Source organism: Streptomyces sp. NPDC058955, assembly GCF_042741435.1.
Lineage (GTDB): Bacteria > Actinomycetota > Actinomycetes > Streptomycetales > Streptomycetaceae > Streptomyces.
In genome coordinates this window covers 1-12,629 of sequence record NZ_JBHYKM010000171.1, presented here as the reverse complement: position 1 = coordinate 12,629, position 12,629 = coordinate 1, and the positions used below count along the sequence as shown (strand labels likewise).

Below are 12,629 nucleotides of genomic sequence, written 5' to 3'. Positions count from 1 at the left end.
CCACCACCCCCGCGCGCCCCGCGGCGGCCCCGCCGCGCCCGGCCGCCCAGGCCGCCGCGCCCGCCTCCGCCCCGCTGCCCCCGCCCCGTGCCCCGCACCGCCCGCCCGTCGCGCCGGCCGCGCCGGCCGCGCCGGTCGAGACCACCACGCGGCTGCGGCCCGTGCGGGTGCCCGCGTACGGGACGGACGAGACGCCGGTCGAGACCACCACCCGGCTGCGGCCCATACGGGAGCGGCGCCGGGGCAGGGCCCTGGCCGTCGGCACCTGTGTCGTACTGGGGATGGGACTCATCGGCGGCGCCCTCACCGGGGTCTGGCTCGCCGCCTCCGGAGACGGGAAGCCCGCCGAACCCGCCGGGTACGCCGTCGCCAAGGAGCTCTGGCACAACGCGCCCGTCGACACCCTCTTCCCCCGCACCCTCACCGCCCCCCAGGCCGGCCCCGGCCCCTCCGCCCGCACCTGGACCCGGATCGTCGTCGCCCCGGACGCCCCCTGCGCCCCCGCCTCCGTCGCCCCCAAGCTGCTCGCCGCCCTGCGCCCCCTCGACTGCCGGCGCGTGCTGCGGGCCACCTACACCGACGCCACCGCCAGCAGCGTCCTCACCGTCGGCCTCGTCTTCACCCAGGCCGACGTCACCGCCCAGCGCGCCCTCGACGGCCGCAGGCTCGCCGCCCGCCTCGGCCAGGACGTGCCGCCCGCGCTGCCGGGCCCCGGCACCGTCGCCGCCGGCTTCGGCCCCGCCCAGCGCGCCGGCTGGTGGGTGACCGCCCCCGCCGACCTGCCGGTCGTCGTCACCGCCGTCTCCGGCTTCGCCGACGGCCGCGCCGTCGAGCGCGCGGTCCCCGCCGACCAGGCCATGAGGAAGGGCCGCACCGACGCCGTGGCCCAGTCCGGCCTCGGCCACGAGGCCCTCGGCATCGCCGAACGCATCGAGAAGCAGCTCCGCACCACCGCCCGGACCGCGGCGAAGGAAGAGGAACAGCGGTGACCCGGCCCCTTACCCGCGTCCGCGCGGCGGTCACCGCGCCCGCCGCCGTCCTGCTCGCCGCCGCCTGCGCCGTGCTGCCCGCCGCCGCGCCCGCGCACGCCGACGCCATCCGCGACCGCCAGTGGGGCCACGAGACCCTCCGCGTCGACGAGGCGTGGCGCACCACCAAGGGCGAGGGGATCACCGTCGCCGTCCTCGACACCGGCGTGGACGCCGGCCACCCCGACCTCTCCGGCTCCGTCCTGCCCGGCAAGGACTTCATCGGCTTCGGCGCCGCCGAGGGCGACCCCACCTGGGCCCGCCACGGCACCGCCATGGCCGGCATCATCGCCGGACACGGCCACGGCTGGGCCGACGACAGCGGCGTCCTCGGCATCGCCCCCGGCGTCCGGATCCTGCCCGTCCGGGTCATCCTCGAAGGCAAGGACAAGGCCCGCGACAAGGCCCGCAAGACCCGCGGCACCGCCCTCGCCCAGGGCATCCGCTGGGCCGCCGACCACGGCGCCGACGTCATCAACCTCTCCCTCGGCGACGACTCCAAGTCCGCCCACCCGGACCCCGGCGAGGACGCCGCCGTCCAGTACGCCCTCGGCAAGGGCGTCTCCGTCGTCGCCTCCGCCGGCAACGGCGGCGAGAAGGGCGACCACATCTCCTACCCGGCCGCCTATCCCGGCGTCATCGCCGTCACCGCCGTCGACCGGTACGGCACCCGCGCCTCCTTCTCCACCCGCCGCTGGTACGCCACCGTCAGCGCGCCCGGCGTCGACATCGTCATCGCCGACCCCGACCGCAAGTACTACGAGGGGTGGGGCACCAGCGCCGCCGCCGCGTTCGTCTCCGGCGCCGTCGCCCTGGTCCGCTCCGCCCACCCCGACCTGACCCCCGCCCAGGTCAAGCAGCTCCTCGTCGACACCGCCCGCGACCGCCCCGACGGCGGCCGCAGCGACGCCAAGGGGTACGGCACGGTCGACCCGGCCGCCGCGATCGAGGCCGGCGCCGCGCTGAAGGGCGGCGACCCGAAGAACGCCACCGCCGGCCACCGCGGCCAGTACTTCGGCCCCGGCCCCCTCCCGGCCGCCGAGGAGAGCACCGCCCCCGGCCTCCTCGCGCCGCTCGCCGGCGGCCTCGGCGCGCTCCTCCTGCTGGCCGCCGTCCTCCTGCACCGGGCCGGCCGCACCCGCTGACGGCCCGGCGGCCGGAGCCCGGGGACCGGCCCGTTAGGCTCGGAGCGTGGAGCTCAAGAACATCCCGGACCCCGGTTTCTCCGACGACGACGGCACCGCCGACCCGGCGCTCGCCGCGGCCCTCGCGGCCTGGGCGGAGGACCGGACCGCCCACGGGCCCGTCCTCGACGCGCTGCGCGACGCCCGCCTCCTCGTCCCCGTCGTCGCCGTCCTCGGCGAGGTGGAGACCGACCCGGAGACCGGGCTGAAGCGGGAGAAGACCAGTGACATGGCGGTGCCGACGCTGACCGCAGGCGACCGGCGCGGCCTGCCGGCCTTCACCTCGATCGCCTCGCTCGCCCTGTGGGACCCGGCCGCCCGGCCCGTCGCCGTCCCGCTCCGGCAGGCGCTCGCCGCCCTCGTCCACGAGAAGGCCGACACCCTCGTCCTCGACATGGCCGGCCCGGTGCCGTACCAGGTGAGCGGCTCCGCCCTGCTCGCCCTCGCCGAGGGCCGCACCAGCACCGACCCGCTCGACGACCCGGCGGTGCGGGACGCGGTCCGCGCCGCGGTCGCCGCCGAGCCCGCCGTCCTCCGCGCCCACCTCGGCCCCGGCACCGCCGACGGCACCCTCGCCCTGGTCCTCGCGGACGACGCCGCCCCCGCCGAGACCGCCCAGCGGGTGGCCCGGGCCCTGGCCGCCGACGAAACACTGAGGGCCCGCCTGGTGCGGGGCCTCGACCTGGCACTCCTGCCGGCCGCGGCCACGCCTCCCGGCGAGCCCTTCTACGTGAAGCGGTCCTGAATCCGCGGTCCTAGCCGTACACGGCGCCCGTGTACTTCTCGCCCGGGCCCTGGCCCGGCTCGTCCGGGACGATCGAGGCCTCGCGGAAGGCGAGCTGGAGGGACTTCAGGCCGTCGCGCAGCGGGGCCGCGTGGAAGGACGAGATCTCCGTCGTGCTCGCGTCCAGCAGGCCCGCGAGCGCGTGGATCAGCTTGCGCGCCTCGTCGAGGTCCTTGTGCGCGTCGCCCTCCTCGGTGAGGCCGAGCTTGACCGCGGCGGCGCTCATCAGGTTGACGGCGACGGTCACGATCACCTCGACCGCCGGGACCTCGGCGATGTCGCGGGCCATGGCCTCGAAGTCGGGGTTGTCGCCGGCCTGGTCGGGGGCGGTCGTGGACTCGTTCTGGGGGGTCTCGCTCATGCCCCACACGATAAGCGGGCGGACGGTTCGCGCCGACCGCCGGGTCCTGCTAACCTTGTGTAACGACCGGCCGGACACCTATGTGCCCGGCCCACAAGTGGAGGCTCCGATCTCCCACCTGACCGCCCTCGCGGGCGGCGGGTCACCGGTCAGGTGGCGCCCATCGTTCCGTACGGACGATGGAGCCGCCCGATGTGCGCCCCGCGGTTGACCGTGGTGGTGCTCCGGTTTGCCTTGGAGCCCCGCCTGTGTCCCGTCGGGGCATTTTTTGTGCGCCCGCTCGGTTGGTCTCAGTGATTTGACGTGACGTGTCCGTCCGCCAAGGCGGTCGCGTGGTGCTACCGAGGAGGATCCATCAGCGCCGAGCCCCGCATCAACGAGCGGATTCGCGTTCCCGAGGTGCGTCTTGTCGGCCCCAGCGGCGAGCAGGTGGGCATCGTCCCCCTTGCCAAGGCCCTGGAGCTCGCGCAGGAGTACGACCTCGATCTTGTCGAGGTCGCGGCGAACGCCCGTCCGCCCGTGTGCAAGCTCATGGACTACGGGAAGTTCAAGTACGAGTCGGCCATGAAGGCCCGTGAGGCGCGCAAGAACCAGGCGCACACGGTCATCAAGGAGATGAAGCTCCGGCCGAAGATCGACCCGCACGACTACGACACCAAGAAGGGCCACGTCGTCCGCTTCCTCAAGCAGGGCGACAAGGTCAAGATCACGATCATGTTCCGTGGTCGTGAGCAGTCCCGGCCCGAGCTTGGTTACCGCCTCCTGCAGCGCCTCGCCGAGGACGTCCAGGAGCTGGGCTTCATCGAGTCCAACCCGAAGCAGGACGGCCGGAACATGATCATGGTTCTGGGCCCGCACAAGAAGAAGACCGAGGCCATGGCCGAGGCGCGTGAGGCCCAGGCCGCCCGCAAGGCGGAGCGCCAGGGCACCGCCGCCGCGGCCGGTGCCGAGGAGGCTTCGGCCGACACGTCGGCCGAGAACGCCGAGGCGTGATCCGACGGGGCCGCCCCAGCGGCGGCCCCCGGGTCCCGCCCGGTACCACCACACGAAGAATTGACGCTCCCGGTTGTCCGGTGCCCGCACCGGGGGAGCGCCACTGACGAGGAGATAACGGCGCCATGCCGAAGAACAAGACGCACTCCGGTGCCAAGAAGCGCTTCAAGGTCACCGGCTCCGGCAAGATCATGCGGGAGCGCGCCGGCAAGCGCCACCTGCTCGAGCACAAGTCGTCCAAGCTGACGCGTCGCCTCACCGGCAACGCCGAGATGGCCCCGGGTGACGCCGCCAAGATCAAGAAGATGCTGGGCATCTGATCTCGATCTCCCGCCCTCGGCCGACGAGGGCATCCGGCCAAGACCGGGACCCATCCGTTTTCCGGGTCGTGTGAACACACCACGGCCCCGCTACAAGGAGTAAGAAGTGGCACGCGTCAAGCGGGCAGTCAACGCCCACAAGAAGCGCCGGGCGATCCTCGAGCAGGCCTCCGGCTACCGCGGTCAGCGTTCGCGCCTGTACCGCAAGGCCAAGGAGCAGGTCACCCACTCGCTGGTCTACAACTACAACGACCGCAAGAAGCGCAAGGGCGACTTCCGTCAGCTGTGGATCCAGCGCATCAACGCCGCTGCCCGCCAGAACGGCATGACGTACAACCGCCTCATCCAGGGTCTGAAGGCCGCCAACATCGAGGTGGACCGCAAGATCCTCGCCGAGCTGGCCGTCAACGACATCAACGCGTTCGCCGCGCTGGTCGAGGTCGCGCAGAAGGCCCTCCCGGCCGACGTCAACGCCCCGAAGGCCGCCGCCTGATCTTCCAGGCCGCAGCACTTCCGACCGGACCCGCAGGCCCCGCGCCTGCGGGTCCGGCGCGTTGACACCCTCCGTACCCGAGTCGAGCCGAGACTGAGAGCCCCAGGCACATGTCCACCCCCGAGCTGATCTCCCCGCGTTCCCCGCGCGTCGTCGCCGCCCGGCGGCTCGCCAAGCGCAACTTCCGGGGCAAGGACCGCCTCTTCCTCGCCGAGGGGCCCCAGGCCGTCCGCGAGGCCGTCGCACACCGGGGCCCGGACGGCGCCCCCACCCTCGTCGAGCTCTTCACCACCGTCGAGGCCGCCGAGCGGTACGCCCCGATCATCGAGGCCGCCCACGCCGCCGGAGCCCGCGTCCACCACGCCTCCGACGCCGTCCTCGCCGAGGTCTCCCAGACCGTCACCCCGCAGGGCCTCGTCGGCGTCTGCCGCTTCCTGGACTCGCCGTTCGAGGAGATCCTCGCCGCCAAGCCCAGGCTCGTCGCCGTCCTCGCGCACGTCCGCGACCCCGGGAACGCCGGCACCGTGCTCCGCTGCGCCGACGCCGCCGGCGCCGACGCGGTGATCCTCACCGACGCCTCCGTCGACCTGTACAACCCGAAGTCGGTCCGCGCCTCCGTCGGCTCCCTCTTCCACCTCCCCGTCGCCGTCGGCGTCCCCGTGGAGCAGGCCGTCGCCGGCCTCCAGGGCGCCGGCGTCCGGATCCTCGCCGCCGACGGCGCCGGCCAGGACGACCTCGACGACGAGCTCGACGCCGGCACCATGGGCGGCCCCACCGCCTGGATCTTCGGCAACGAGGCGTGGGGGCTGCCCGAGGAGACCCGGGCCCTCGCCGACGCCGTCGTCCGCGTGCCCATCCACGGCAAGGCGGAGAGCCTCAATCTGGCCACCGCCGCCGCGGTCTGCCTGTACGCCTCCGCCCGCGCCCAGCGCCCCCGCCGCTCGGTCTGACCGCCCCGGCCGCCGTACTTCACCGCTGTGATTCGGCCACCCGGTGTGCTCTTCCGGCTCCCGTTGGTCACCCTCGCCCAGTAGAGTGACGCACTCGGGGCCCACTGCGGTACACGGAGGGGTGGGAGCAGGGGATGACGGCCGGCACGGACAGTCCCGCGCGGATCGCGCAGCGACGAGCCGACGGGGCGCGCGCGCCCGAGCCGTGGCCCGGGATCGACCCGGACGACCTGCCCGACGGGCTCGTCGTCGCCGACGAGCGGGGCCGGGTGGTCTGCTTCAACGCGGCCGCCAGCCGGATCACCGCCGTCCCCGCCCCGGAGGCGCTCGGCCGTCCGCTCGACCAGGCGCTGCCCCTGGAGGACCTCAAGGGGCACCGCTGGTGGCCGCTCACCGACCCGTACGGCGGCCTCGCCACCCGGCGCGGCCAGCCCGAACGGAACCTGCTGCTGCCCGGCGGCCGCGAGGTCCTCGTCTCCGCCCGGTACGTCCGCGAGTACCCCACCGGACCCGTCCGCCGGGTCGTCGTCTCGCTGCGCGGCACCGAGGCCCGCCGCCGCTCCGAGCGCAGCCACGCCGAGCTCATCGCCACCGTCGCCCACGAACTGCGCTCCCCGCTGACGTCCGTGAAGGGCTTCACCGCCACCCTCCTCAGCAAGTGGGAGCGGTTCACCGACGAGCAGAAGCGGCTGATGCTGGAGACCGTCGACGCCGACGCCGGCCGCATCAAACGGCTCATCGCCGAACTCCTCGACATCTCCCGGATCGACTCCGGCCGCCTGGAGGTCCGCCGCCAGCCCGTGGACATCGCCGCCGCCATCGGCCGGCACGTCCAGGTGCACACCACCGGCGGCCAGGCCCCCGACCGCTTCTTCGTGCGGACCCGGCCCGGACTGCCCGCGCTCTGGGCCGATCCCGACAAGATCGACCAGATCCTCGGCAACCTCCTGGAAAACGCGGTGCGCCACGGCGCCGGAACCGTCACCATCGAGGTGGCGCCCCGCACCGCGGGCACCGACGGCACCGGCGAGGAGGGGACGGAGGTCACCGTGAGCGACGAGGGCCCGGGCATCCCCGAGGAGTCCATGAACCGCGTCTTCACCCGCTTCTGGCGCGGCAGCAAGCGCGGCGGCACCGGACTCGGCCTCTACATCGTCAAGGGCCTGGTCGAGGCCCACGGCGGCTCCATCACCGTCGGACGCGGCCCGCGCGGCGGCGCCGAGTTCCGATTTATCCTGCCCGTCGGCGCCCCGGCCCATCTCGTCTGACGTCTCACCCACCGAGACCCGACGGGATCCAGAGCCACCGGGGCCCCCACGGGCTCATCAGCGTGTCCCCACCCCGTTAGACTCGACCTTTGGCACGTTTGCGCCCTTGTCGTCTGTCGTCGAACCGGGGTCGCCCCAGCCAAGCCCAACGGAAGCACGGGAAGAGATGTCGGCACCCAATAAGTCGTACGACCCGGTCGAGGTCGAAGCCTTGAAACCGGAAGAGATCGAGCGCATGCGGGACGAGGCGGTCGCCGCCTTCGCCGCCGCCGGCGACCTCGACGCGCTCGCGCACGCCAAGACGGCGCACACCGGCGGCACCTCGCCGCTCGCCCTCGCCAACCGCGAGATCGGCGCGCTGCCCCCGCAGGCCAAGGCCGCGGCCGGCAAGCTCGTCGGCCAGGCCCGCGGCGCGGTCTCCAAGGCGCTCGCCGCCCGCCAGGCCGAGCTGGAGGCCGAGCGGGACGCCCGCGTCCTCGTCGAGGAGGCCGTCGACGTCACCCTGCCGTACGACCGGATCCCGGCCGGCGCCCGCCACCCGCTCACCACCCTGATGGAGCGGGTCGCCGACGTCTTCGTCTCGATGGGCTACGAGGTCGCCGAGGGCCCCGAGGTCGAGGCCGAGTGGTTCAACTTCGACGCCCTGAACTTCGTGCCGGACCACCCGGCGCGGCAGATGCAGGACACCTTCTTCGTCCAGGGCCCCGAGGGCACCACGGGCGACGAGTCCGGTGTCGTGCTCCGCACCCACACCTCGCCGGTCCAGGCCCGCACCCTCATCGACCGGGAGCCCCCGGTCTACGTGGTGTGCCCCGGCCGCGTCTACCGCACCGACGAGCTCGACGCCACGCACACCCCGGTCTTCCACCAGATCGAGCTGCTCGCCGTCGACGAGGGCCTCACCATGGCCGACCTCAAGGGCACCCTCGACCACATGGTCCAGGCGCTCTTCGGCGCGGACATGAAGACCCGGCTCCGCCCGAACTTCTTCCCGTTCACCGAGCCGTCCGCCGAGATGGACATGCTCTGCTACGTCTGCCGCGGCGAGTCCGTCGGCAACCCGGACCGGCCCTGCCGCACCTGCGGCAGCGAGGGCTGGATCGAGCTCGGCGGCTGCGGCATGGTCAACCCGAAGGTGCTCATCGCCTGCGGCGTGGACCCGGAGAAGTACAGCGGCTTCGCCTTCGGCTTCGGCATCGAGCGGATGCTGATGTTCCGGCACAACGTGGAAGACATGCGAGACATGGTCGAGGGTGACGTCCGGTTCACCCGGCCGTTCGGGATGGAGATCTGATGCGGGTCCCGCTTTCTTGGCTGCGGGAGTACGTCGACCTGCCGGCGACGGAGACCGGCCGCGACGTCCAGGCCAAGCTCATCACCGCCGGCCTCGAGGTCGAGACCGTCGAGCAGCTCGGCGCCGGCCTCACCGGCCCGCTGGTGGTCGGCAAGGTCCTCACCATCGAGGAGCTGACGGAGTTCAAGAAGCCCATCCGCTTCTGCACCGTCGACGTCGGCCAGGCCAACGGCACCGGCGAGCCCCAGGAGATCATCTGCGGCGCCCGGAACTTCGCCGTCGGCGACAAGGTCGTCGTGGCCCTGCCCGGCGCCGTCCTCCCCGGTGACTTCCGCATCGCCGAGCGCAAGACCTACGGCAAGGTCTCGCGCGGCATGATCTGCTCCAGCGAGGAGCTGGGCATGGGCGAGGACCCGAACCACGGGATCATCGTCCTGCCGCCGGAGCACGAGGTCGGCATCGACGCCACCGTCCTGCTGGAGCTGTACGACGAGGTCCTCGACATCGCCGTCACCCCGGACCGCGGCTACTGCCTCTCGATGCGCGGCGTCGCCCGCGAGGCAGCCATCGCGTACGGGCTGCCGCTGCGCGACCCGGCGCTCCTCGACGTGCCCGCGCCGAACTCGTACGGCTACCCGGTCCAGGTCACCGACCCGATCGGCTGCGACCGCTTCACGGCCCGCACGGTCGTCGGCCTCGACCCCGAGGCCCGGTCGCCGATCTGGCTGCAGCGCCGCCTCCAGAAGGCCGGCATGCGCCCGATCTCGCTCGCCGTCGACATCACCAACTACGTGATGCTGGAGCTCGGCCAGCCGCTGCACGCCTACGACCGCACCCGGCTCGACGGCCCCATCGGGGTCCGCCGCGCCGAGGCCGGCGAGAAGATCACCACCCTCGACGGCACCGCGCGCGTCCTGGACGCCGCGGACCTCGTCATCACCGACAACCGCGGCCCCATCGGCATCGCGGGCGTCATGGGCGGTGCCCACACGGAGATCGCCGACCCGGTGACCGACCCCGAGACCGGTGCCGTCACCGGTTCCACCGAGGTCGTCATCGAGGCCGCGCACTTCGACGCCATCTCGATCGCCCGCACGGCCCGCCGCCACAAGCTGTCCTCCGAGGCGTCCAAGCGCTTCGAGCGCGGCGTGGACCCGCAGGCCGCCGCCGCTGCCGCGCAGCGCACGGTGGACCTGCTGGTGCTGCTCGCGGGCGGCACCGCCGAGGCCGGCGTCACCGAGATCGCCGCCCCGTCCGGGCCCCGCACCATCACCATGCCGGCGGACCACCCCGACAAGGTCGCGGGTGTGGCGTACGGCCGCGAGACCGTCGTCCGCCGCCTCCAGGAGATCGGCTGCGACGTCTACGGCCAGGACGAGCTCGTCGTCACCGTGCCCTCGTGGCGCCCCGACCTGAACGAGCCGAACGACCTCGCCGAGGAGGTCATCCGGCTGGAGGGCTACGAGAACCTGCCCTCCACGCTGCCGAAGCCCCCGGCCGGCCGCGGCCTCACCGAGCGCCAGCGCGTCCACCGCCGGGTCGGCCGCGCCCTCGCCGGCGCCGGCTACGTCGAGGCCCTGAACTACCCCTTCATGGGGCAGCAGGCCCTCGACCAGCTCGGCCTCGACGCGGACGACGACCGCCGCAAGGTCGTCACCCTCGTCAACCCGCTCTCCGACGAGGAGCCCGCGCTCCGCACCACGCTGCTCCCCGGCCTGCTCGCCGCGCTGCGCCGGAACGACAGCCGCGGCAGCCACGACCTGGCCCTCTTCGAGACCGGTCTGGTCTTCCGCCCGGAGGGCGAGCCCAAGGTCGCGGTCCGCCTGCCGGTGGACCGCCGTCCCACCGACGAGGAGATCGCCGGCGTCAACGCCGCGCTGCCCGCGCAGCCGCGCCGCGCCGCCGTCGTCCTCGCCGGCGCCCGCGAGCAGTCCGGCTGGTGGGGCAAGGGCCGCCCGGCCGACTGGGCCGACGCGATCGAGGCCGCCCGCACCATCGCCGCCGAGGCCGGTGCGGAGCTGCTGATCGAGGCCGACCAGCACGCCCCGTGGCACCCGGGCCGCTGCGCCGCCTTCCACGTGGTCGTCGACGGGGTCAAGACCCTCGCCGGCCACGGCGGCGAGCTCCACCCGCGCGTCGTCAAGGCGCTGGGCCTGCCGGCCCGCTCCTGCGCGATGGAGCTGGACCTGGACGTCCTGGAGCAGGCGAGCGCCGGCCCCGTCAGGGCCCCGCGCATCTCCGCCTTCCCGGTCGCCACCCAGGACGTCGCCCTGGTCGTCGACCAGGCCGTCCCGTCCGCCGACGTCGAGCGGTACCTGACCGAGGGCGCGGGCGAACTCCTGGAGTCCATCCGCCTGTTCGACGTCTACACCGGCGACCAGGTCGGCGAGGGCAAGAAGTCCCTGGCGTACGCGCTGCGTTTCCGCGCCGAGGACCGCACCCTCACCGTGGACGAGGCCACCGCCGCCCGCGACGCCGCGGTCGCCCTGGCCGCCGAGCACACGGGCGCCGTCCTCCGCGGCGCCTGACACCACGGCAGCACCCACGAAGGGCCGCCCCGGGACCACATCCCGGGGCGGCCCTCCGCCGTTCCCGGGCCCCGCGCCCGCACGGGCCGTCGACCGTCGGTCGGGTGTGCGCGTGGCGCGGGCCTGGCGGGGGGCGGCGCGCCGGGGGTGCTCACTCCTTCGGGTGAGATCGCCGGGGGGTGTTCCCCCGTGGTCCGCACGGTCGGCAGAATCGACGCGGCCACAGGGGCGGGCCTGTGTGCCGCAGGGCCTTCGGGCGCTGTCGGGGCTCGGGAAGGGCCGTACATGATCCGTACCAGCCGTGACGACCGCCGCCGTACGAGGCCCCTGGGCGTCGTCACCTCCCGGCTCCGCCGGTCGGCCCCGATCGCGCTCCCCGTCGGCTGGGGCGCGGTGGCGGTGGCGTGGAAGTTCGGCTGTCCGCTGGCCCGGCAGCCCGGGCTGCCGATGCGGATCGCGACCAGCATCGTCTTCCTGACCGTCGGCACGGGGCTCGTCCTCGGGGTGCGGTGGCAGCTGCGCCGCGAGCTGGCCCGGGTGCGGGCCGTCGCCGACGCGACCCAGCAGGTGCTGCTGCGCCCGCCGCCCGCCCGGCTCGACGGACTCGCCCTGGCCGCCGGGCAGTTGTCGGCCACCCGCGGCGCCTCGGTGGGCGGTGACCTGTACGAGGCGGTGGCGACGCCGTACGGGGTGCGGATCGTCGTCGGGGACGTGCGGGGCCACGGTCTGGCCGCCCTGGGCGCGGTCGTCGCCGTCCTCGGCAGCTTCCGGGAGGCGGCCCACGACGAGGCGGAACTCGGCGGGGTGCTGCGGAGGCTGGAGCGGGCGCTCCAGCGGCATCTGCGGGAGCGGGCCCGTGACGAGCACCCGGCGGGCGGCCGGGGAGAGCCCGAGCATCCGGTGGCCGAGGAGTTCGTGACCCTGCTGCTCCTGGAGGTCCGGCCCGACGGCCGGCTGGCCGTCCTCGACTGCGGCCACCCGGCCCCGTACCTGCTCGGCCCCCGGGTGGAGCGGCTGCCGGTGGGCGAGCCGCTGCCGCCGCTCGGCGTCCTGCCGCTGCCGGCCGCGCTCGTCCCGTACACCGCCGCCCGGCTGCTGCCCGGCGAGACGCTGGTGCTGCACACCGACGGGGCGGAGGAGGCCCGGGACGACCGGGGCCGCGTGTTCGGCCTGGAAGCGGCGCTCGCCCGGAGCGCGGGCCGGCCGCCCGGGACCGTCGTCCGGCAGACCCAGGAGGCGCTGCTGCGGCACACCGGCGGCCGGCTCGACGACGACGTGGCCCTGCTCGTCGTCCGCAACGACCGCGTCCGCGTACCGGCGCCTCCCGCCCCACCCCGGCGGGGCCGGGCCCCGGCCGCGCCCCCCACCCCCAGCAGTGGGGTGGGTGCGGGGGTTAGGGCGCGGCGCCCCCCCCCCCCCCGCCCCC

Annotated in this window: 12 protein-coding genes; 11 read left to right on the top strand and 1 reads right to left on the bottom strand. The window is 74.4% G+C overall.

Going from position 1 to position 12,629, the window contains the following annotated elements; all coding sequences use genetic code 11:
• The 3 genes from ACFW1I_RS36030 to ACFW1I_RS36020 all read left to right on the top strand — a co-directional run.
• On the top strand, positions 1-989 hold a 989-nt coding region (locus ACFW1I_RS36030), incomplete at its 5' end, for a hypothetical protein (protein ID WP_384677938.1).
• Positions 986-2,173 (top strand): type VII secretion-associated serine protease mycosin, encoded by a 1,188-nt coding sequence (gene mycP / locus ACFW1I_RS36025; protein WP_384677937.1) that lies wholly within the window; start codon positions 986-988, stop codon positions 2,171-2,173. The genes ACFW1I_RS36030 and mycP, both read left to right, overlap by 4 nt.
• A gap of 46 nt (positions 2,174-2,219) precedes the next feature.
• Positions 2,220-2,957, top strand: a complete 738-nt coding sequence (locus tag ACFW1I_RS36020) for an SseB family protein (protein WP_384677935.1) — start codon at positions 2,220-2,222, stop codon at positions 2,955-2,957.
• Between the two features lie 10 nt (positions 2,958-2,967).
• Here the strand turns inward: ACFW1I_RS36020 and ACFW1I_RS36015 are convergent, their stop codons facing one another.
• Positions 2,968-3,357: a DUF1844 domain-containing protein gene (locus ACFW1I_RS36015; protein WP_384677933.1), complete on the bottom strand. Its 390-nt coding sequence runs from the start codon at positions 3,355-3,357 to the stop codon at positions 2,968-2,970.
• 303 nt (positions 3,358-3,660) lie between these two features.
• Between ACFW1I_RS36015 and infC the strand changes: the two genes are divergently transcribed.
• The 8 genes from infC to ACFW1I_RS35975 form a co-directional block, all read left to right on the top strand.
• A complete protein-coding gene (gene infC / locus ACFW1I_RS36010; protein WP_384677931.1) occupies positions 3,661-4,350 on the top strand; it encodes a translation initiation factor IF-3 in 690 nt (229 codons plus the stop codon).
• Between the two features lie 125 nt (positions 4,351-4,475).
• A complete protein-coding gene (gene rpmI, locus ACFW1I_RS36005) occupies positions 4,476-4,670 on the top strand; it encodes a 50S ribosomal protein L35 (protein ID WP_030204697.1) in 195 nt (64 codons plus the stop codon).
• 106 nt (positions 4,671-4,776) lie between these two features.
• On the top strand, positions 4,777-5,163 hold the full coding sequence (rplT, locus tag ACFW1I_RS36000) for a 50S ribosomal protein L20 (RefSeq protein WP_030493496.1): 387 nt from the start codon (positions 4,777-4,779) through the stop codon (positions 5,161-5,163).
• A gap of 110 nt (positions 5,164-5,273) precedes the next feature.
• The gene (locus tag ACFW1I_RS35995; protein ID WP_384677928.1) at positions 5,274-6,113 is read left to right on the top strand and encodes a TrmH family RNA methyltransferase; all 840 of its coding nucleotides are present in this window, start codon (positions 5,274-5,276) and stop codon (positions 6,111-6,113) included.
• A gap of 134 nt (positions 6,114-6,247) precedes the next feature.
• Positions 6,248-7,381 carry an ATP-binding protein gene (locus tag ACFW1I_RS35990; RefSeq protein WP_384677926.1) on the top strand — a complete coding sequence of 378 codons (1,134 nt, stop codon included), beginning with the start codon at positions 6,248-6,250 and terminating at the stop codon, positions 7,379-7,381.
• Positions 7,382-7,547: 166 nt separating this feature from the next.
• Positions 7,548-8,675, top strand: a complete 1,128-nt coding sequence (gene pheS, locus ACFW1I_RS35985; RefSeq protein ID WP_384677924.1) for a phenylalanine--tRNA ligase subunit alpha — start codon at positions 7,548-7,550, stop codon at positions 8,673-8,675.
• Positions 8,675-11,203, top strand: a complete 2,529-nt coding sequence (gene pheT / locus ACFW1I_RS35980) for a phenylalanine--tRNA ligase subunit beta (RefSeq protein ID WP_384677922.1) — start codon at positions 8,675-8,677, stop codon at positions 11,201-11,203. Before pheS ends, pheT begins: the two co-directional genes overlap by 1 nt.
• 285 nt (positions 11,204-11,488) lie before the next feature.
• The coding region (locus ACFW1I_RS35975; protein ID WP_384677920.1) for a PP2C family protein-serine/threonine phosphatase at positions 11,489-12,629 on the top strand (1,141 nt) is incomplete at its 3' end.

What these genes read in the sequence shown, in the direction of transcription:
- ACFW1I_RS35995 (WP_384677928.1), top strand. Translation starts at nt 5,274, where the DNA reads ATGTCCACCCCCGAGCTGATCTCCCCGCGTTCCCCGCGCGTCGTCGCC.
- pheT (WP_384677922.1), top strand. Translation starts at nt 8,675, where the DNA reads ATGCGGGTCCCGCTTTCTTGGCTGCGGGAGTACGTCGACCTGCCGGCG.
- ACFW1I_RS35990 (WP_384677926.1), top strand. Translation starts at nt 6,248, where the DNA reads ATGACGGCCGGCACGGACAGTCCCGCGCGGATCGCGCAGCGACGAGCC.
- rpmI (WP_030204697.1), top strand. Translation starts at nt 4,476, where the DNA reads ATGCCGAAGAACAAGACGCACTCCGGTGCCAAGAAGCGCTTCAAGGTC.
- ACFW1I_RS36015 (WP_384677933.1), bottom strand. Translation starts at nt 3,357, where the DNA reads ATGAGCGAGACCCCCCAGAACGAGTCCACGACCGCCCCCGACCAGGCC.
- pheS (WP_384677924.1), top strand. Translation starts at nt 7,548, where the DNA reads ATGTCGGCACCCAATAAGTCGTACGACCCGGTCGAGGTCGAAGCCTTG.